This is a genomic window from Zobellella sp. An-6, from assembly GCF_052487945.1.
In genome coordinates, this window is the sequence record NZ_CP199259.1 from 3795816 (window position 1) to 3814836 (window position 19021).

16 protein-coding genes are annotated in these 19021 nt (G+C 64.1%); 9 read left to right on the plus strand and 7 right to left on the minus strand.

All coding sequences use genetic code 11. The annotated features are described in order from the left end of the window. The first annotated feature begins 176 nt into the window (after positions 1-176). The 6 genes from gltB to ACT7DK_RS17780 all read left to right on the plus strand — a co-directional run bounded on the left by gltB (position 177) and on the right by ACT7DK_RS17780 (position 9372). Positions 177-4634 (plus strand): glutamate synthase large subunit, encoded by a 4458-nt coding sequence (gene gltB, locus ACT7DK_RS17755; RefSeq protein ID WP_445401497.1) that lies wholly within the window; start codon positions 177-179, stop codon positions 4632-4634. 12 nt (positions 4635-4646) lie between these two features. After that, positions 4647-6062, plus strand: coding sequence for an FAD-dependent oxidoreductase (locus ACT7DK_RS17760; protein WP_445401499.1), 1416 nt, complete (start codon positions 4647-4649; stop codon positions 6060-6062). A 183-nt stretch (positions 6063-6245) separates the two neighbouring features. Beyond that, a complete protein-coding gene (gene mtnN / locus ACT7DK_RS17765; protein ID WP_445401501.1) occupies positions 6246-6944 on the plus strand; it encodes a 5'-methylthioadenosine/S-adenosylhomocysteine nucleosidase in 699 nt (232 codons plus the stop codon). A gap of 6 nt (positions 6945-6950) precedes the next feature. After that, positions 6951-7874 (plus strand): cobalamin biosynthesis protein, encoded by a 924-nt coding sequence (locus ACT7DK_RS17770; RefSeq protein WP_445401503.1) that lies wholly within the window; start codon positions 6951-6953, stop codon positions 7872-7874. Further along, a complete protein-coding gene (locus ACT7DK_RS17775; RefSeq protein WP_445401505.1) occupies positions 7867-8679 on the plus strand; it encodes a cobalamin-binding protein in 813 nt (270 codons plus the stop codon). Before ACT7DK_RS17770 ends, ACT7DK_RS17775 begins: the two co-directional genes overlap by 8 nt. A gap of 63 nt (positions 8680-8742) precedes the next feature. Next, the gene (locus ACT7DK_RS17780) at positions 8743-9372 is read left to right on the plus strand and encodes a trimeric intracellular cation channel family protein (RefSeq protein WP_445401507.1); all 630 of its coding nucleotides are present in this window, start codon (positions 8743-8745) and stop codon (positions 9370-9372) included. An 85-nt stretch (positions 9373-9457) separates the two neighbouring features. On the opposite strand, the gene tyrS is transcribed toward ACT7DK_RS17780, so the two are convergent. Then, on the minus strand, positions 9458-10654 hold the full coding sequence (tyrS, locus tag ACT7DK_RS17785) for a tyrosine--tRNA ligase (RefSeq protein ID WP_445401510.1): 1197 nt from the start codon (positions 10652-10654) through the stop codon (positions 9458-9460). Between the two features lie 214 nt (positions 10655-10868). On the opposite strand from tyrS, the gene ACT7DK_RS17790 reads away from it, so the two are divergent. Both ACT7DK_RS17790 and ACT7DK_RS17795 read left to right on the plus strand, forming a co-directional pair. Beyond that, positions 10869-12161, plus strand: a complete 1293-nt coding sequence (locus tag ACT7DK_RS17790) for a peptidoglycan DD-metalloendopeptidase family protein (RefSeq protein WP_445401512.1) — start codon at positions 10869-10871, stop codon at positions 12159-12161. 275 nt (positions 12162-12436) lie between these two features. Beyond that, on the plus strand, positions 12437-12865 hold the full coding sequence (locus ACT7DK_RS17795) for a universal stress protein (protein WP_445401514.1): 429 nt from the start codon (positions 12437-12439) through the stop codon (positions 12863-12865). A 64-nt stretch (positions 12866-12929) separates the two neighbouring features. Here the strand turns inward: ACT7DK_RS17795 and ACT7DK_RS17800 are convergent, their stop codons facing one another. The 4 genes from ACT7DK_RS17800 to ACT7DK_RS17815 are packed head-to-tail and all read right to left on the minus strand — an operon-like array spanning position 12930 to position 14725. Beyond that, entirely contained in the window at positions 12930-13358 is a 429-nt protein-coding gene (locus ACT7DK_RS17800; protein ID WP_445401516.1) for an HIT domain-containing protein, read from the minus strand. Next, a complete protein-coding gene (locus ACT7DK_RS17805) occupies positions 13355-13678 on the minus strand; it encodes a glutaredoxin family protein (RefSeq protein WP_445401518.1) in 324 nt (107 codons plus the stop codon). Before ACT7DK_RS17805 ends, ACT7DK_RS17800 begins: the two co-directional genes overlap by 4 nt. Before the next feature lie 8 nt (positions 13679-13686). Continuing rightward, positions 13687-14031, minus strand: coding sequence for an iron-sulfur cluster insertion protein ErpA (erpA, locus tag ACT7DK_RS17810; protein WP_445401520.1), 345 nt, complete (start codon positions 14029-14031; stop codon positions 13687-13689). A gap of 55 nt (positions 14032-14086) precedes the next feature. Further along, on the minus strand, positions 14087-14725 hold the full coding sequence (locus tag ACT7DK_RS17815) for a DUF6776 family protein (RefSeq protein WP_445401522.1): 639 nt from the start codon (positions 14723-14725) through the stop codon (positions 14087-14089). A 154-nt stretch (positions 14726-14879) separates the two neighbouring features. On the opposite strand from ACT7DK_RS17815, the gene hemL reads away from it, so the two are divergent. Then, entirely contained in the window at positions 14880-16166 is a 1287-nt protein-coding gene (hemL, locus tag ACT7DK_RS17820; protein WP_445401524.1) for a glutamate-1-semialdehyde 2,1-aminomutase, read from the plus strand. A gap of 21 nt (positions 16167-16187) precedes the next feature. Here the strand turns inward: hemL and ACT7DK_RS17825 are convergent, their stop codons facing one another. Both ACT7DK_RS17825 and mrcB read right to left on the minus strand, forming a co-directional pair. Then, positions 16188-16613 (minus strand): VOC family protein, encoded by a 426-nt coding sequence (locus ACT7DK_RS17825; protein ID WP_094041021.1) that lies wholly within the window; start codon positions 16611-16613, stop codon positions 16188-16190. Positions 16614-16674: 61 nt separating this feature from the next. Next, positions 16675-19020 (minus strand): penicillin-binding protein 1B, encoded by a 2346-nt coding sequence (gene mrcB / locus ACT7DK_RS17830; RefSeq protein ID WP_445401527.1) that lies wholly within the window; start codon positions 19018-19020, stop codon positions 16675-16677. Position 19021 lies beyond the last annotated feature (1 nt).

A 19021-nucleotide genomic window follows, 5' to 3' on the forward strand; every position in this document is an offset into this window, starting at 1 on the left:
TATCCTACTTCAGGTCATGCCAAGCAGCCACTTAAGGCGTTGTTTCTTTAATTGACCTCACAAAAAAATCCCTATAGTTTGGTAAATTAGCCACCAATGGCAACGGACGCTTCAGAGCATGTCGTGCTGACAAAAGTAGTCGCTCGGCCCAACGGCTTGAGCAATGGAGGAATGCAATGTCTCTTTATGACCCCGCGCTTGAGAAGGATAACTGTGGTTTCGGCCTAATCGCCCACACAGAAGGCGAAGCCAGCCATAAGCTTGTCCGACTCGCGATTTCGGCGTTGGATCGCATGCAACACCGGGGCGGTATCGCCGCCGACGGCAAAACCGGCGACGGTTGCGGCTTGTTGATGCAAAAACCCGATAGCTTCTTCCGCGCCGTAGCGGAAGACAAAGGATGGAACCTGGGCCGTAAGTATGCCGTCGGCATGCTGTTCCTCAACCCGGATCCGGTGCTGGCCGAACAGGCCCGGCAGATCGTCAACGAAGAACTGGAACGGGAAACCCTGAGCCTGGTCGGCTGGCGCGACGTGCCGGTCAACACCGGCGTGCTGGGCGAGATCGCCAAGGCTTCCCTGCCCCGTATCGAGCAGGTGTTCGTCAATGCTCCCACCGGCTGGGTTGCCAAGGATCTGGAGCGCCGTCTCTATATCGTCCGTCGCCGCATCGAAAAGCGGATCAATGACGACTACTTCTACGTGGTCAGCCTGTCCAACCTGGTGATGACCTATAAGGGACTGTGCATGCCCGCGGATCTGCCGCGCTTCTACCTGGATCTGGCCGACATCCGGTTGCAGTCCGCCATCTGCGTTTTCCACCAGCGTTTCTCCACCAATACCCAGCCCCGTTGGCCCCTGGCGCAGCCGTTCCGCTTCCTGGCCCATAACGGCGAGATCAATACCATCGGCGGCAACCGCCAGTGGGCCCAGGCCCGCGCCTACAAGTTCGCCTCGCCGCTGCTGCCGGACCTGCACGACGCCGCTCCCTTCGTCAATACCCAGGGCTCCGACTCCTCCAGCCTGGACAACATGCTGGAACTCTTCCTGGCCGGCGGCATGGACCTGTTCCGCGCCATGCGCATGCTGATCCCGCCCGCCTGGCAGAAGAACCCGGCCATGGACGAGGATCTGCGCGCCTTCTACGACTTCAACTCCATGCACATGGAGCCCTGGGACGGCCCCGCCGGCATCGTTATGTCCGACGGCCGCTTCGCCGCCTGCGCCCTGGATCGCAACGGCCTGCGTCCGGCCCGCTTCGTGCGCACCAAGGACGGCTTTATTACCCTGGCCTCCGAAATCGGCATCTGGGACTACACCCCGGACGAGGTACTGGAGAAGGGCCGGGTCGGCCCCGGTGAGCTGTTCGTGGTCGATACCTATACGTCCAAGATCTGGACCAGTTTCGAGATCGACGACGACCTCAAGACCCGCCACCCCTACAAGGAATGGATGACCAAGCACAAGCGCCGCCTGACCCGCTTCGAGGATCTGCCCGACGACAAGGCCGGCCAGTGCGAGCTGGACCAGACCTCCCTGCGCACCTACCAGAAGCTGTTCGGCTACTCCATGGAGGAGCTGGATCAGGTGATCCGGGTGATGGGCGAGAACGGCCAGGAAGCGGTCGGCTCCATGGGTGACGACGCCCCCATGGCGGTGCTGTCCAGCCGGGCCCGCTCGGTCTATGACTATTTCCGTCAGATGTTTGCCCAGGTGACCAACCCGCCCATCGATCCGTTGCGGGAAAACCACGTCATGTCCCTGGCCACCCTGATCGGCCGCGAGCAGAACGTGTTCAACGAGACCCACGGCCATGCCCACCGGGTTCAGTTCGAGTCGCCGATCCTGCTCTATTCCGACTTCCACCAATTGCTGGAGCTGGAGCAGACCCACCACAAGCATCATATTCTGGATCTGAACTTCGCGCCGGAAGAAGGTCTCAAGGCAGCCATCGAACGTCTCTGTGCCGAGGCCAAGGCCGCGGTACAGGATGGCACCGTGCTGCTGGTGCTGACCGACCGCCACATCAGTAAGGACAAGCTGCCGATCCCGGCCGCCATGGCGGTAGGCGCGGTACAGCGCACCCTGGTCGAAAACAACCTGCGCTGCGACTCCAACATCATAGTGGAAACCGCCAGTACCCGGGATCCGCACCAGTTCGCGGTCTTGCTCGGCTTCGGCGCGACCGCCATCTATCCCTACCTGGCCTACGAAACCCTGGGCCGCATGGTAGAAGACGGCGTGCTCAAGATGCCCCTGCGCGAAGCCGTGCTCAACTTCCGCAACAGCATCAACAAGGGGCTGTACAAGGTGATGTCCAAGATGGGCATCAGCACCGTGGCCTCCTACCGCTGCTCCCAGCTGTTCGAGGCCATCGGCCTGCACCAGGACGTGGTGGAGCTCTGCTTCAAGGGCGTGTCCAGTCGGGTACAGGGCGCCAGTTTCGAGGATTTCCAGCAGGATCTGTTCAACCTGAGCCGGGTGGCCTGGATCGCCCGCAAGCCGCTGAACCAGGGCGGTCTGCTCAAGTATGTGCACGACGGCGAGTACCACAGCTATAACCCGGACGTGGTCAACAGCCTGCAGCAGGCAGTGCGCTCCGGCAGCTACGACGACTACAAGAGCTACGCCAGGCTGGTGAATGAGCGGCCCGTCGCCATGCTGCGCGACCTCTTCACCCTGAAGGACAGCGGCCAGGGCATCGGCCTGGACCAGGTGGAGCCGGCCCAGGATCTGTTTCCGCGTTTCGACAGCGCCGCCATGTCCATCGGCGCCCTCGGCCCCGAAGCCCACGAATCCCTGGCCATCGCCATGAATCGCCTGGGCGGCCAGAGCAACTCCGGCGAGGGCGGCGAGGATCCACGCCGCTTCAACAGCCTGAAGAACTCCAAGATCAAGCAGGTGGCCTCCGGCCGTTTCGGTGTGACCCCGCACTACCTGATGAACGCCGAGGTCATCCAGATCAAGGTGGCCCAGGGCGCCAAGCCCGGCGAGGGCGGCCAGCTGCCCGGCCACAAGGTGACCGCCGAGATCGCCAAGCTGCGTTATGCGGTGCCGGGCGTGACCCTGATCTCGCCGCCGCCGCACCACGACATCTACTCCATCGAGGATCTGGCCCAGTTGATCTTCGACATCAAGCAGATCAACCCGAGCTGCATGGTGTCGGTCAAGCTGGTCTCCGAACCCGGAGTGGGCACCATCGCCACCGGCGTGGCCAAGGCCTACGCGGACCTGATCACCATCTCCGGCTACGATGGCGGCACCGGCGCCAGCCCGCTGACTTCGGTCAAGTATGCCGGCTCGCCCTGGGAACTGGGCCTGGCAGAAACCCAGCAGGCGCTGGTGGCCAACGGCCTGCGCCACAAGGTGCGGTTGCAGGTGGACGGTGGCCTCAAGACCGGCCTCGACATCGTCAAGGCCGCCATCCTCGGCGCAGAGAGCTTCGGCTTCGGTACCGGTCCCATGGTGGCCCTGGGTTGCAAGTACCTGCGCATCTGCCACCTGAACAACTGCGCCACCGGCGTGGCCACTCAGGACGAGAAGCTGCGTAAAGACCACTTCCTCGGCCTGCCCGAAATGGTGGAGAACTACTTCCGGTTCATCGCCGAGGAGACCCGCGAACTGATGGCCAGCCTCGGCGTGGCCAAGCTGACCGATCTGATCGGCCGTACCGATCTGCTCGAGGTCCTGCCCGGCATCACCGCCAAGCAGCAGAAGCTGGACCTGTCCGGTATCCTGGCCAAGCCCGAGCCCAAGCCGGGTCTGGCGGTATTCTGCCAGGAGTCGAACCCCACCTTCGACAAGGGTCCGCTCAACCTGAAAATGACCGAAGACGCCCTGAAGGCGGTGGAAGCCAGCAGCGGTGGCGACTTCTATTACAGCATCCGCAACACCGACCGCTCGGTGGGCGCCCGCCTGTCCGGCGAGATCGCCAAGCGTCACGGCAACCAGGGCATGGCCGCGGATCCCATCCGCATCCATCTGGACGGCACCGCCGGTCAGAGTTTCGGGGTGTGGAACGCCGGCGGCCTGGAAATGATCCTGACCGGTGATGCCAACGACTACGTGGGCAAGGGCATGACCGGCGGCAAGCTGGTGATCAAGTCCCATGTGGGCGTGGCCTTCGCGTCCCATCAAGCCACCCTGGTGGGCAACACCTGCCTGTACGGCGCCACCGGCGGCCACCTTTACGTGGCCGGCCGCGCCGGCGAGCGTTTCGCGGTGCGCAACTCCGGCGCCATCGCCGTGGTGGAAGGCGTGGGCGACAATGGTTGTGAATACATGACCAGCGGCATCGTCACCGTACTGGGCCGGACCGGCGTCAACTTCGCCGCCGGTATGACCGGAGGCTTCGCCTATGTGCTGGATGAAGAGGATGACTTCCACCTCAAGACCAACCACGAGCTGGTCGAGTTGCTGGAACTGGACGAGCTGGTGATCCATCAGGAGCACCTGCGCGGCATCATCACCCAACATCTGCAGGAAACCGGTAGTGACCGGGCGCAGGAGATACTGGCCAACTTCAACCAGTACCTGCCCAAGTTCAAGCTGGTCAAACCGAAATCCAGCGATGTGAAATCCCTGCTGGGCCACCAGAGCCGCTCTACCGCAGAGCTGCGGGTCCATGCGCAGTAAAGGAAGATTGTGATGAGCCAGAACGTATTTCAATTTATAGACGTGCAACGTGTCGATCCGCCCAAGAAGGCCATCGGCACCCGCAAGATCGAGTTCGTGGAGATCTACGAACCCTTTTCCGACAGCCAGGCCCAGATGCAGGCCGATCGCTGCCTGGATTGCGGCAACCCCTACTGCGAGTGGAAGTGCCCGGTCCACAACTACATCCCCAACTGGCTGAAGCTGGCCAACGAGGGACGTATCTTCGAGGCGGCGGATCTGTGTCATCAGACCAACAGCCTGCCCGAGGTATGTGGCCGGGTCTGCCCCCAGGATCGGTTGTGTGAAGGCTCCTGTACCCTCAACGACCAGTTCGGTGCCGTGACCATCGGTAACATCGAGAAGTACATCACCGACAAGGCGTTCGAGATGGGCTGGCGCCCGGACATGTCCAAGGTGGTCAAGACCGACCGCAAGGTCGCCGTCATCGGGGCCGGCCCCGCCGGCCTGGCCTGTGCCGACATCCTGGTGCGCAACGGCGTCACTCCCGTGGTGTTCGACCGCTATCCGGAAATCGGCGGTCTGCTGACCTTCGGTATCCCCGCCTTCAAGCTGGAGAAGTCGGTGATGAGCCGGCGGCGGGAAATCTTTACCGAGATGGGTGTGGAATTCCGCCTGAACACCGAAGTCGGCAAGGACATCGGCTTCCAGACCCTGCTGGACGACTACGACGCCGTCTTTCTCGCCGTGGGCACCTACAAGTACCTGCGCGGCGGCCTGGCCAACGAGGACGCCAATGGCGTGTACGACGCCCTGCCCTTCCTGATCTCCAACGCCAACCGGCTGTTGGGCTTCGAGAAGCAGGCGGCCGACTACATCGACATGTCCGGCAAACGGGTGGTGGTACTGGGCGGCGGCGACACCGCCATGGACTGTGTGCGCACCTCCATCCGCCAGGGCGCCGAACACGTGGTCTGTGCCTATCGCCGGGACGAGGCCAACATGCCCGGCTCCCGTCGCGAGGTGCAGAACGCCCGGGAGGAAGGAGTGAACTTCATGTTCAACCTACAGCCCACCGGCATCCGGGTGGATGACAACGGCAAGGTTACCGGCGTGGAAGTGGTCACCACCCAGCTGGGCGAGCCCGATGCCAACGGGCGCCGCCGCCCCGAACCGGTGCCCGGCTCCGAGCAGGTACTGGCCGCCGACGCGGTGATCATGGCGTTCGGTTTCCAGCCCCACGATCAGCCCTGGCTGAAGGAATATGGCATCGAGGCCGATAAGTGGGGGCGCATCATCGCCCCCGAACAGAGCGACTTCGCCTTCCAGACCAGCAATCCCAAGATCTTCGCCGGCGGTGATGCCGTGCGCGGCTCCGATCTGGTGGTGACCGCCATCGCCGAAGGCCGCAAGGCCGCCGAAGGCATCATGGACTATATCGGGCTCTGAACCCGCTCGACTCCAGGTTACAAGGCCGCTCATCGAGCGGCCTTTTTATTGCTCATAAAGTCTCCGTTATCGCCTAGTAAGCTCAACCCAAGAGCCAACTCCACCGACATTCATCGCCGATCGGCCTTTCCATCGGATAGTGGTACACTCCTGTCCATCTTTTTCGTTGCGGGAGAATCCCTTATGACTATCGGCATTATCGGCGCCATGGAGCAGGAAGTGGCCGCACTCAGATCCCGGCTGGAGCAGGCAAAAACCACCAAAGTGGCGGGCTGCGAGTTCTACCAGGGCCAACTGGCCGGCAGGAAGGTGGTGCTCACCCGCTCCGGCATCGGCAAGGTGGCCGCCAGCGTGGCCACCACCCTGCTGCTCGAGCGCTTCGCTCCCGCCCTGGTCATCAACACCGGCTCCGCCGGCGGTTTCGATCCGACACTGCACGTGGGCGATGTGGTGGTCTCCGACGAGGTTCGTTTCCACGATGTGGACGTGACCGCCTTCGGCTACGAGATGGGGCAGATGGCCCAGCAGCCGGCGGCCTTTGCCGCCGATCCGGCCCTGATCGCCCTGGCCCGGGAATGCCTGGCCGGGCAGCAGGAGATCCGCTCGGCGGTGGGACTGATCTGTACCGGAGATCAATTTATGCACCGGGAAGATCAGCTGAACAGGGCGGTCACCGATTTTCCTCTGATGAAAGCCTGCGAAATGGAGGCCGCCGCCATCGCCCAGGTGTGTCATCAGTTCCAGGTACCTTTCGTGGTGGTGCGCGCCCTGTCCGACATCGCCGGCAAGGAGCAGGCCCAGTCCTTCGAAGCCTTTCTGGAAGTGGCGGCCCGCCATTCCTCGGCCATGGTGCTGGCCATGGTGGAACGGCTGCCAGGCTGATCCCCGATGCCCGCCCTGCTGGAACATCCGCTCGCCCTGCTGAGCCTGGCCCTGCTGCTCAACCTGGCCCTGCCCGCCGCCCGGGTGCAGGCCGCCCTGGTCGGTGGCCTGACGCGGCTCGGCCGCCGCCTCAACGGCGAGCACTATTCGGCCCGCTACCTGCACGGGGCCGGCCTGGCCCTGCTGCTCTGCCTGCTGCTGCCACTGACCATGGCCTACTGGGCGCTGGCGGTGCTGGCACCCTGGCCGGTGCTGCTGGAACCCTTGCTGCTGTGGTGTGGCCTGGATCTGGGCCGGCTGGCCCGGGCCCTGCCCCGCTGCCTGCAGCAGGTGGAACAGCAGCGCCCCCTGGCCCGGCTGACCCTGGCGCCGCTGTGCCTGCGCCAGACGGATCCCCTTTCCCCCCTGGGGCTACACAAGGCGGTGGCGGAGGTGGCACTGCTGCGCCTGGCCGGGGACTTCGCCTTGCTGTGCTGGTACCTGGCTGGCGGCATCTACGCCGCCCTGCTGTTCGCCCTGCTGCGTCTCTGCGCCCAGGCCTGGCCGATGAAGCTGGTACGCTGGCGGGCCTTCGGCCTGTTGCCCTCCCACCTGTACCGGGCCATGGCCTGGTTGCCGTTCCACTTGCTGGCCCTGACCCTGCTGCTCTATCCGGGCTCCCTGAAGGCGATCAGGGCCTGGCCCCAGGGCCGGCTCTGGCCCTGGCCGGCCGCCGGCCGGCTGCTGGCGGTGGCCGGCAGCGGGGTGGATGCGACGCTGGGAGGCCCCCGTCGCTACAGCGATGCCACCGAATACTATCCCAAGCTCGGCGGTAAACAGTACCTCACCGAAGCCCAGGTACGGGCCCTGCTGTGGCGGCTGACGCTCGCCCTGCTGTTTTGGCTGTCCCTGGCCTGGGCCGGGATGCTGGTGCCCCTGAGCCATGCTTAGGCCACTGCTCCTGCTGCTTGGCCTGTGCTGTGGAGCCCAGGCAGTCGCCGCCGAGCCGGCCCGTCGCATCGTCAGCCTGAGCCCCCATATCACCGAGATGTTGTTTGCCATCGGCGCGGGCCCGCAGGTCATCGCCGTCGACGAGGCCAGCGATCATCCCCCCGCGGCCCTGGCCCTGCCCCGGGTCGCCAACTACCAGTCCCTCAACCTGGAGCGAATACTGGCGCTGCGGCCGGACCTGATCCTGGCCTGGCGCAGCGCCCAGCAACTGCAGGTACAGCCGCTGCTCCGCCTCGGTGTTTCCGTCGCCTATTCCGAGCCATTGCGACTGCGGGATCTGGCCAGGGAACTGGAATACCTGGGCGAGCTGAGCGGGCATCGGCAACAGGCCCTGGCCCAGGCCCGGCATTACCTGCAGCAGCTGGAAGCGCTGGAGCGGCACTACCAGGACGCCCGTCCGGTGTCGGTGTTCTACCAGCTGGGCTCGGCCCCGCTGATGTCGGCCAACGACGGCACCTGGGTAGGCCAGGCGATCCGCCTGTGCGGCGGGGTCAACCTCATGGCCGACAGCCCGGCCCCCTATCCCCAGTTGAACGCCGAATTCGTGCTGGCCCGGGATCCCGAAGTGATACTGGCCTCGAGCGAACAGGAGCTGGCCCTGTGGCGCCAGTGGCCCGCCCTGCGGGCGGTGCAGGGGGAGCGTCTGCTGACGGTGGACGCAGATCTGCTGCACCGCGTCACCCCCCGCACCCCCGAGGGTATCCGCCAGCTGTGCCGGCAGCTGGACCGGGCCCGGGCAGAATGAGGGTGATTGTGTTCACCCGGGCGCCTCTATACAATGCGCCCCTTTTCTGTGAGGTAGAGAGCAATGCTGGCCCTGGTCGATGCGGTATTCTACTGGAGTGATTTGTTCGGCACCGCCGTGTTCGCCTTTTCCGGTGTACTGGTGGCGGGCCGTTTGCGCATGGACGGCTTTGGCGTGATAGTGCTGGCGGCGGTCACCGCCATCGGCGGCGGCACCATCCGGGATCTGATCATCGGTGCCGAGCAGGTGTTCTGGGTGGCGGACACCACCTACCTGTGGGTGATACTGGCCACCGCCCTGCTGGGCCAGTACATTGCCCGGCTGCCGCGGCGGCTGCCCTGGTACATATTGCCCCTGGCCGACGCCTTCGGCCTGGCGCTCTTTACCGTGATCGGCACCGAGAAAGCCCTGGCCCACGGCACCTCTGGCATGGTGGCGGTGGTGATGGGGGTCATCACCGGAGTGGCCGGCGGCATGATCCGCGACGTGCTGGCGCGGGAGGTGCCCATGGTGCTGCAGCGGGAAATCTACGCCACCGCCTGCATCCTGGGCGGTATCCTCTATACCGCCACCCTGACCCTGGGCGTCCCCCCCCTGCTGGCCACCCTGGTCGGCATGCTGGGCACCTTCGTCCTGCGAGTGGCCGCCATCCGCTGGCACCTGTCGCTGCCGGCCTTCTCGCTGATCCGGTGAGGAGGAACGTAGGGAGCGAGGCGTAACGCAACAGGGCAGGCCCATGGGCCTGCCCTGTTGCTTCTGTTCGCTCAGCCGAGCCAGGTCAGGCCACGGTCACCCGGGCGAATTTGCGCTTGCCCACCTGGTATACGGCCTGGCCTGGTTGAACCAGCAACTTGCCGTCGTCCAGCTTGTCGCCGTCCACCTTGACCGCCCCCTGCCTGATCATGCGCAGTGCCTCCGAGGTGGAGTCCACCAGGCCGGCGTCCTTCAGCAGGTTGGCAATGGCGATACCCTCCGCACCGACGGTCAGGGTGACTTCCGGCAGGTCCTCGGGAATGGCGTTCTTCTGGAAGCGCAGCACAAAGTCCTGGTGCGCCTGCTCGGCCGCCGCCTCGCTGTGATAGCGGGTGATGATCTCCTTGGCCAGCAGGATCTTGACGTCGCGCGGATTGGCGCCTTCGGCCACCTGCCGGCGCAGCTCGGCCAACTCCTCCAGACTGCGACGGGACAGCAGCTCGAAGTAGCGCCACATCAGCTCGTCGGACAGGGACATGATCTTGCCGAACATCTGCTCCGGTGCCTCGTCCACCCCTATGTAGTTGCCGGCGGACTTGGACATCTTCTTAACACCGTCGAGTCCCTCCAGCAGCGGCATGGTCAGCACCACCTGGGGCGACTGGCCCGCGTCCTTCTGCAGCTCGCGGCCCATCAGCAGGTTGAACTTCTGATCGGTGCCGCCCAACTCCACGTCCGCCTTCAGCGCCACCGAGTCGTAGCCCTGCAGCAGCGGATACATGAATTCGTGGATGGCGATGGACTGACCGGAGTTGTAGCGTTTCTTGAAGTCGTCCCGCTCCAGCATGCGGGCCACCGTCAGCTTGGAGGCAAGCTTGATCATGCCGGTGGCGCCCAGCTCGCCCAGCCAGCTGGAGTTGTAGACGATCTGGGTCCTGTGCGGGTCCAGCACCTTGAAGGCCTGCTCGGCGTAGGTCTTGGCGTTGTCCGCCACCTGCTCCGGGGTCAGCGGCGGCCGGGTGCTGTTCTTGCCGCTGGGATCACCGACCTGGGCGGTGAAGTCCCCGATCAGCAGCAATACCTCATGGCCCAGATCCTGGAACTGACGCAGCTTGTTCAGAATGACGGTGTGCCCCAGATGGATATCTGGCGCCGTGGGATCCATGCCCAGTTTGATCCGCAGCGGACGGCCTTCCTTCAGTTTTGCGACCAGTTCTTCTTCAACCAGTATCTCTTCGGCACCGCGCTTTATTTCCGCTAATGCCGCTTCCAGCTGGGACATGACGACTATACTCCTGTGCTGTAAACCCTTATCGCTGCTGGCGGGTGGCGCCGGTCGGGCAAATTTCGTGTTACCGGAAAAACGGTAGAACACCCTGGTACCATGATGCAGCGATTAAGGACGACCCAAACAAATCAAGGAAGGCATATTACTGGAATGGCGGAGAAATTGGAAAGGCTGTAGAATCGCCGCGGAATTCAGGGAAGAGCACAGCATGCCCGTTATCAGAATATTCAAACTCTTGCCCCGTGGCCACCAGATCGCCATCGGTGCCCTGAGCACCGCCATGGCGGTGCTGGTCATGGTCCCTACCGAGTCGGCCCAGGCCAGCCGCGACCGGACAGAACGACCGGTCGTCGAAGGGGCGCATCGTCAGTTGCCCTTGAAAGTGGAAGACCAGCCCCTCGTCGACGACGGCCTGCCTGACCGGGAACTGGTGGTACGCGTCAACGCCGGCGATACCCTGTCCTCCATCTTTGCCCGCAATGGATTCTCCTCGAGCCTGCTACACGACATCAGCCAGCTTGGCGCCGACGCCGATCAGTTGAAGCAGATCCATCCCGGCGAACGGCTGACCTTCTTTCTCGACAAGAAGGGACAGTTCAAGGCCCTCAGCTATCCGCTGGACGTCGCCCGTACCCTGGAGATCAGGCAGACCACCGGTGGCGGCCTGCACAGCCGTATCATCAGTGCCGAGCTGGAGCACAGGACCCAGTACGCCCAGGCCGAGGTCAATTCCAATTTCTGGAACGCCGGCATCAGCGCCGGTCTGAACCCGGGGCAGATCCTGAGCCTGGCCGCCATGTTCGCCTGGGACCTGGATTTCGCCCTGGACATCCGCGCCGGGGATCGCTTCGCGGTGCTCTACGAACAGCGCTACAAGGACGGCATCCACGTGGACACCGGGGATATCCTGGCCGCCGAGTTCATCAATCAGGGTAAAGTGTACCGGGCCGTGCGCCACGACGACGGCAATTACTATTCCCCCGAGGGTCGGGCCATGCGCAAGAGCTTCCTGCGGGCACCGGTGAATTTCAGCCACATCAGCTCCAACTTCAACCCCCGCCGGCTGCATCCCGTTACCGGCCAGATCAAGGCCCACAGAGGCATCGACTACGCGGCCCGTACCGGCACCCCTGTGGTGGCGGCCGGCAGCGGCGTGGTGGTGGAGTCGGGCTACAACCAGTTCAACGGCAACTATGTAGTGATCCGCCACGACGGCACCTACCTCACCAAGTACCTGCACCTGCACCAACGCACGGTGAACAAAGGTGAGAGGGTGAAGCAGGAGCAGCAGATCGGCACCGTCGGTGCCACCGGTCGGGTGACGGGCCCCCACCTGCACTACGAATTCCTGGTCAACGGCGTGCACCAGGATCCCAAGACCGTCAAGCTGCCCCAGTCAGCCATCCTGTCCAGGGCGGAGCTGGCCCGTTTCAAGCCCAAAGCCGAACAGTTGCTGGTCCAGCTCGATCGGGTCAGCGAGGTGATGCTGGCCAGGCAATAGCGAAAATCCCATTGGCCTGCCGGCCACTTTCTCTCCTCGCAAGTATCTTCATGTAAAACTTTATGTGAAAATTGTGCGCCGTGCCGGGTTTCACATCCGCCGCCGCTGCTATATTGGCCGACGCTGCAACCGGGTGGAGATGGAGTGAGCCGTTGATGAGCTCGCGCCGCTCTCCTCTGGCCGCTAAGCCACCCGCCGATAACAGCGCAATCAATATCGCCCGTCTTCCCCGGTCGGGTCTCACTAAACTCACTAATGGAATAAGAGTATTAATAATGAGTGGATATCAGCATATTCTCGTCACCATCGACCTGTCCCCCAATTACCAGAAGGTGCTGGACAAGGCCGTCGCCCGGGCCAAGGCCAACCAGGCCAAACTGTCGATCGTGCACGTCAACCTCAAGATGCAAAGCCTGTACAACCAGATGTACGAAGTCTTCACCCACGAGCTGGAGGACAAGCCGCTACTCGCCGCCAAGAGAGAGCTGGAGCAGATGCTGGCGTCCGTGGACTACCCCCTGGAGAAGCAGATACTGATCAGCGGTGACCTGGTGGAGCAAATTTGCGAGGCGGTGCGACTCTGCGATGCGGACTTGCTGATCTGCGGTCACGAACATCATCTGTTTCGCCAGAACTCATCCGTGGCCCACCAGCTGATCGAGAATATCAACTGCGACCTGCTGGTCATTCCCCTGGAAAAATAAACCGGGAGCCAGGCGCCGCCCTCTGTTCAACAGCGGCGGTGCCTGGCCCTCGCCTTACAGGGAGCTATTCCGCGGCGGAAAAACCCTCGAGGCCGGCCAGCCGCCGGCGCCAACGTTCGGCTTCGGCACCGAGGTCAGGATAGGGCAGGGCGGGATGCCTACCCCATATGGGTCCTGGCCAGGCATCGTCGGTGGTGAAACGGGCCACGTGGTGCAGATGCAACTGGGGCACCATGTTGCCGAGGGCGGCAATATTCATCTTGTCCGGCGACAGGGCCAACTCCATCAGGCCGGCGACGGCGCAGGACTCCCGCATCAACTGCAGTTGCGCCGCCTCGTCCAGCCGGTGGATTTCCCGGAGATCGGCCCGCTGCGGCACCAGAATCAGCCAGGGATAGCGACCGTCTTTGGCCAGCAGCACCAGACAGAGGGGCAACTCCCCCAGCACCAGGCAATCCGCCGCCAGCTGCGGATGCAACCGGAAGTCGCTCATGCCCGATCTCCGAAATGGCGGCGCAGGTAGGCGATGATATCCATGGACTCGTACAGCCAGTAATAGCGCCCCTGCTCGAATTCGATGCGCAGGCAGGGCACCATGCGCTGACCACCGCCCGCCAGCAGCGCCTGCAGGTGTTCCGGCTCGCTGGTGTCGTATTCGGCGATGTCGAGGCCCAGCTCGGCGATGACCGCCTTCACCCGCTGGCAGTAGGGGCACCAGGCCTTCTGGTAGAGTGCCAACCGCTCGACCGAGTACACTACCGGCGCCGGCGCACCTTCGTTATCGGCTCCCTTGAGCCAGTCAAACAGGGACATGGGATGCCTTACACGCTGAAGGAGGAGCCGCAGCCGCAGGTGCTGGTGGCGTTGGGATTGGTGACCAGGAAGCGGGAGCCTTCGAGGCCCTCGACATAATCTACGGTGCCACCCACCAGATACTGCAGACTCATGGCATCCACTACCATGATGACGCCATTTTTTTCGATCACGGTGTCGCCGTCGTTGGTTTTCTCATCGAAGGTAAAGCCATACTGAAAGCCGGAGCAACCACCGCCGGTAATGTAGACCCTGAGCTTGAGCTCGGGATTTTCCTCTTCGGATATCAGGGCCTTGACCTTGTTGGCTGCCGAATCGCTCATCTGGATCGGCAAGGGGATTGCATCACTCATCACTACCTCTCGGGTTGGTTATCGCCCAAAATTATCCAATACCCGAGTAAACAGTTCAAGTATTGTCCGGAATAGGCCAGGTCAGGCTCAGGGTCCGCCGGCGGTTGCCCTCCAGTTCCAGGCTGACTTCCAGGGTCTGGGCCCGGGCCCCGGGGGGCAGCCGCAACTGGCCGGATAGCACCTGGAAATGGCGAAAATCCAGGGTGACCGGTGCCACTCCCAGGGTGTCGTCATCCAGGATCAGGGCCCGGCCGTCCTGCACCGCCCGTACCTGCAGCCGGGCCTGTCCCGTTACCCTGCTGCCCCCCATACCCGGCTGCAGCAGCACCAGCCGATAACCGAACAATCCGGGCTCCGCCTGAGCCGCTATGTCCTCCTGGGCCAGCAGCAGTTCGGGGCCTTCATCCGGCGCCAGTACCTGCCGATAGAGCGCCAGTTGCTGGGCCTGTTCCGCCAGTTGACGGGACTGCTGCTCCAGTTGGGTCAGTTGACTGCTCTCGGCGCTCAGCAGGGCCTGCAGGTCGACCCGCAGCGCCAGCAGCTCCTGCCGGCTGCGCTCCGTCTGCAGCTGGCTCTGCTCCAGCCGGCTACCTAGCTCCCGATATTTCAGCCCCAGGTAGACAGCCACCGCCAGCAACAGCAGATTGACCACCAGGGAAGCGATCAGGATACGACGATCGAGCGGTTTGTTCATGGACGACTCTCCATTTAGACAGCGGCGGATTGTGCCAAAGCCGAGGCAACGACGCCAGCGGCAAAGGGACTGCCATTCTCGCCCCGTCCGCTTTTTGCTATAGTCGGGCCACTTCGGCCCAGCGCCACCTCAGACCCATGCAAAGGATACCGACATGACCAAGTCCGACGATTTGTTTGCCCAAGCCCGCCGGGTGATCCCCGGCGGCGTCAACTCCCCGGTCCGCGCCTTCAACGGCGTGGGCGGCACCCCGCGTTTCATCGAGCGGGCCGACGGTGCCTATCTGTTCGACGTGGACGGCCAGGCCTATGTCGATTATATCGGCTCCTGGGGGCCGATGATCCTGGGCCATAACGCAGCCGTGGTGCGCGAGGCGGTGATTGAAGCGGTAGAGCGGGGCTTGAGCTATGGCGCCCCCACCGGGGTCGAAGTGACCATGGCGGAAATGGTGACCCGGCTGGTGCCCTCCATGGAGCAGGTGCGCATGGTCAACTCCGGCACCGAGGCTACCATGAGCGCCATCCGCCTGGCCCGCGGCTTTACCGGCCGGGACAAGATCCTCAAGTTCGAGGGCTGCTACCACGGTCACGCCGACTGCCTGCTGGTCAAGGCCGGTTCCGGCGCCCTCACCCTGGGCCAGCCCAACTCCCCGGGCGTGCCGGCCGATTTCGCCAAGCACACCCTGACTGCCACCTTCAACGATCTGGCGTCGGTCAAGGCCGCCTTCGAGGCCGCCCCGGCGGACATCGCCTGCATCATAGTGGAGCCGGTGGCCGGCAACATGAACTGTATCCCGCCGGCCCCCGGCTTCCTCGAGGGCCTGCGCGCCCTCTGTGACCAGTACGGCGCCCTGCTGATCTTCGACGAGGTGATGTGCGGCTTCCGCGCCGCCCTGGGCGGTGCTCAGGCGCGTTACGGGGTAAAACCGGACCTCACCACCCTCGGCAAGATCATCGGTGGCGGCATGCCGGTGGGCGCCTTCGGCGGCCGTCGTGAGGTGATGGAACATCTGGCACCGACCGGGCCCGTCTACCAGGCCGGCACCCTGTCCGGCAACCCGGTGGCCATGGCCGCCGGCCTGGCCACCCTGAACGCCATCAGCCAGCCGGGCGTGTACGAGGCCCTGGAGCAGAAGACCCGGACCCTGGTGGAAGGACTGCAGGCGACGGCCGACAGGCACGGCATCCCCTTCACCACCACCCGGGTGGGCGCCATGTTCGGCTTCTTCTTTACCGGGGAGAAGGAGATCAGCCGCTACGAGCAGGTCACCCGCTGTGATCTGGCGGCGTTCAAGCGTTTCTTCCACCTGATGCTGGAAGAGGGCGTCTACCTGGCCCCCAGCGCCTTCGAGGCCGGCTTCATGTCCCTGGCCCACGGCGACAAGGAACTGGCCCATACCCTGGCCGCCGCCGATCGGGCCTTCGCCGCCCTGAAAGGCTAACCCGCCCGGGGCGAACCTGCCCTACTCCGGCCGCTGGATCTCCACCAGCGGCCCTTCCAGTAATTCCACGCTGTTGCCGTCCGGATCCAGAATGAACACATAGCGGGAGCAGGTCTGTCCCTTCACCGGGGAGGGCTTGTCGGTGAGCATGCCGGCGCCGTGCAGCGAGCTGAGGGCCCGGTCCAGATCGTCCACCTGCAGGGCGAAGTGGCGCAGCCCCAGGCGGAAACCATTGGCCCAGGGGGGAAAGCTGGGCAGTTCGGCTTCATCCTCCGGACGGAAACAGTAGAGCTCCAGCAGGGCCTGCCCCAGGCGTAAATGACAGATCTGCAGGCGGCCTTCGGCGTCCTGCCAGCGATAGACCGGCTCGAATCCCAGTCCCTTGTAGAACCCTTCGGCCACGGACAGGTCACGCACGCTCAGGGTGACATGATGAAAAGAAAACATGGGAAGCTCCTCCATCTCCATACTATTGAGCATATACAGAGATGGAGGCTTTCACCCTGCCTCAGCGGGCGAAATTGAAAATGTCCCTCAGCCAGTCGCTGATCGGCTCGCCGGACGACGGCCGCTGGGGCTGCTGCACCGGCACCACCGGCCGGCAGTCGCGAATGCCCGGCAGGCCGGCGGCCTTGGCCGGCAGCAGCCGGGTCTGCTCGCAGCGCGGATCCGCGGGCTGGCCGTCGCGTACCGCGAAATTGACCTGATCGATACCGGCGGGTGCCGTCAGCTCCAGGGAATCGACGCCGCGTCCGTCCAGGTAGCGGCTGTAGACCCGCAGGGCGCCGCTGGCGCCGGTCAGGCCGGTCACCCCGTTGTCGTCACGCCCGACCCAGACGCTGACCAGCTCCTCGTTGTCCAGGCCCGCGTACCAGGTATCCCGCAGATCGTTGGTGGTACCGGTTTTGCCCGCCATCACTCGGTTGGGGAAACGGGCCGCCAAGTGGGCCGCGGTGCCGCCACCCACCACCTTGGTCATGGCGTATAACGTCAGGTAGCCGGCCTCCGGCTCCAGCACCCGCACCGCCCTGGCCTCATGCTGGTAGAGCAGCTCGCCGTGCTCGTCCTGGATAGCGCGGATGGAGGTGAGCGGCTGGTACAGCCCCTGGTTGGCCAGGGTCAGGTACAGCTGGTTCACTTCCATGGGCGTCAGCTCCAGGGTACCGAGCAACAACGACGGATAGGCCTGGATCGGCTGTTGCACCCCCAGCCGCTTGAGGCCGTCGACTACCTTGTCGAGGCCGATGGCCATGCCCAGGTTGACGGTAGGCACGTTCAGGGACTTGGCCAGGGCGTCATAGAACATCACCTGGCCGCGGAACTGACGGTCGTAGTTGTTGGGGCGCCATACCTGCCCGGCGTCGCTGCGCAGGCTGATGGGCTCGTCCTTGAGCGGCGTCGCCAGGGTGTAGCCGTTGGCCAGGGCCTCGGCGAACACCGGCGGCTTGATCAGGGAGCCGATGGGGCGGCGGGCCGCCAGGGCCCGGTTGAAACCGGCAAAGCTGGGGTCGGCCCCGCCGACCACGGCACTGACTTCCCCCTTGCGCCAGTTGGATACCACCACCGCCGCTTCCAGATCGTTGCGCTTGGTGTTGGCCCTGAGTTGCTTCACCTGCTCCACCACCGCCTGTTCGGCGCTATGCTGGGCGATGGGATCCAGACTGCTGAAGATCTTGAGCCCGTTCTGCCGCAGGAAGTCGGCGCCGAAACGCTCGCGCAGCTCCTGGCGCAGCAGCCCCATGAAGGCCGGGGTGCGGCCGTAGCCCATGCGTCCGCGCTCGATAAGCCCCAGCGCCCTGCTGCTGGACTGCTCGTAGGTGGCCCGATCGATATGGCCTTCGTTGGCCAGCAGGCGCAGCACCAGATCACGCCGCTCCTGGGCCCGCTCCGGGTTGCGCCAGGGATCGTAGAAGGAAGGTCCCTTCACCAGAGCCACCAGCAGGGCGATCTGGTCCGGGTTGAGCTCGTTCAGGGGCAGGCCGAAATAGAAGTAGCTGGCCAGGCCGAAGCCGTACACCCCCTGGGCCCCGTTCTGGCCGAGGTAGACCTCGTTGAGGTAAGCTTCGAGGATCTCGTCCTTCTCGTAGCGGAAGTCGATGATCAGCGCCATATAAGCTTCCTGCACCTTGCGCCACAGGCTGCGATCCTGGGTCAGGAAGAAGTTTTTGGCCAACTGCTGGGTCAGGGTGCTGCCCCCCTGCACGGTGCGACCGGCCTTGAGGTTGACCACCAGGGCACGCAGGATCGCCAGGGGCGAGACCCCGTCATGCTGATAGAAATCCCGGTCTTCCACCGTCAACAGGGTGGTCACCAGCAGTTCGGGCACCTGATCCAGCCGCACCAGCAGCCGATCCTCCCGCTGCTCCACACTGAGCCGGTCGAGCAGCACCGGATCCATGCGGGCATAACCCAGCTCCCGGCCGTTGGCCGGGTTCTGCATCCGCGCCAGCCGCTGGCCGTCGAAGGTCAGCAGGATGGAGCGGGCCGCCTCGGCGCCATCGGCGAAATTGAAGGGCCGGCGGTGGATCTCGATGCGGTTGTTGGTCACCGCGTATTCGCCGGGCCGGCCGGGATCGGCCACCTTGCGGTAATTCAGCAACTGCAGCTCGCGCAGCATCTGCTGGTGGGACAGCTTCTGCCCCGGAAACAGCTCCAGCGGCCGGCTGTAGACCAGGGCGGGCAGGGCCCATTTCTGGCCCTCGAAGCGCTCCCGCACCTGGCTGTCCAGATAGATGCCGAAGATGCCCAGCAGCACGGCCATCACCAGGCCGAGCTTGAACAACAGGCCCCAGCCCAGCCAGGAGCGGCGCCGTTTGACCGGCTTTTTGGTCGACTTGCGTTTTCGGGTTGCCATA

Coding starts and splice junctions, on each gene's coding strand:
- gltB (WP_445401497.1), top strand. CDS start 177: ATGTCTCTTTATGACCCCGCGCTTGAGAAGGATAACTGTGGTTTCGGC.
- ACT7DK_RS17760 (WP_445401499.1), top strand. CDS start 4,647: ATGAGCCAGAACGTATTTCAATTTATAGACGTGCAACGTGTCGATCCG.
- mtnN (WP_445401501.1), top strand. CDS start 6,246: ATGACTATCGGCATTATCGGCGCCATGGAGCAGGAAGTGGCCGCACTC.
- ACT7DK_RS17770 (WP_445401503.1), top strand. CDS start 6,951: ATGCCCGCCCTGCTGGAACATCCGCTCGCCCTGCTGAGCCTGGCCCTG.
- ACT7DK_RS17775 (WP_445401505.1), top strand. CDS start 7,867: ATGCTTAGGCCACTGCTCCTGCTGCTTGGCCTGTGCTGTGGAGCCCAG.
- ACT7DK_RS17780 (WP_445401507.1), top strand. CDS start 8,743: ATGCTGGCCCTGGTCGATGCGGTATTCTACTGGAGTGATTTGTTCGGC.
- tyrS (WP_445401510.1), bottom strand. CDS start 10,654: ATGTCCCAGCTGGAAGCGGCATTAGCGGAAATAAAGCGCGGTGCCGAA.
- ACT7DK_RS17790 (WP_445401512.1), top strand. CDS start 10,869: ATGCCCGTTATCAGAATATTCAAACTCTTGCCCCGTGGCCACCAGATC.
- ACT7DK_RS17795 (WP_445401514.1), top strand. CDS start 12,437: ATGAGTGGATATCAGCATATTCTCGTCACCATCGACCTGTCCCCCAAT.
- ACT7DK_RS17800 (WP_445401516.1), bottom strand. CDS start 13,358: ATGAGCGACTTCCGGTTGCATCCGCAGCTGGCGGCGGATTGCCTGGTG.
- ACT7DK_RS17805 (WP_445401518.1), bottom strand. CDS start 13,678: ATGTCCCTGTTTGACTGGCTCAAGGGAGCCGATAACGAAGGTGCGCCG.
- erpA (WP_445401520.1), bottom strand. CDS start 14,031: ATGAGTGATGCAATCCCCTTGCCGATCCAGATGAGCGATTCGGCAGCC.
- ACT7DK_RS17815 (WP_445401522.1), bottom strand. CDS start 14,725: ATGAACAAACCGCTCGATCGTCGTATCCTGATCGCTTCCCTGGTGGTC.
- hemL (WP_445401524.1), top strand. CDS start 14,880: ATGACCAAGTCCGACGATTTGTTTGCCCAAGCCCGCCGGGTGATCCCC.
- ACT7DK_RS17825 (WP_094041021.1), bottom strand. CDS start 16,613: ATGTTTTCTTTTCATCATGTCACCCTGAGCGTGCGTGACCTGTCCGTG.
- mrcB (WP_445401527.1), bottom strand. CDS start 19,020: ATGGCAACCCGAAAACGCAAGTCGACCAAAAAGCCGGTCAAACGGCGC.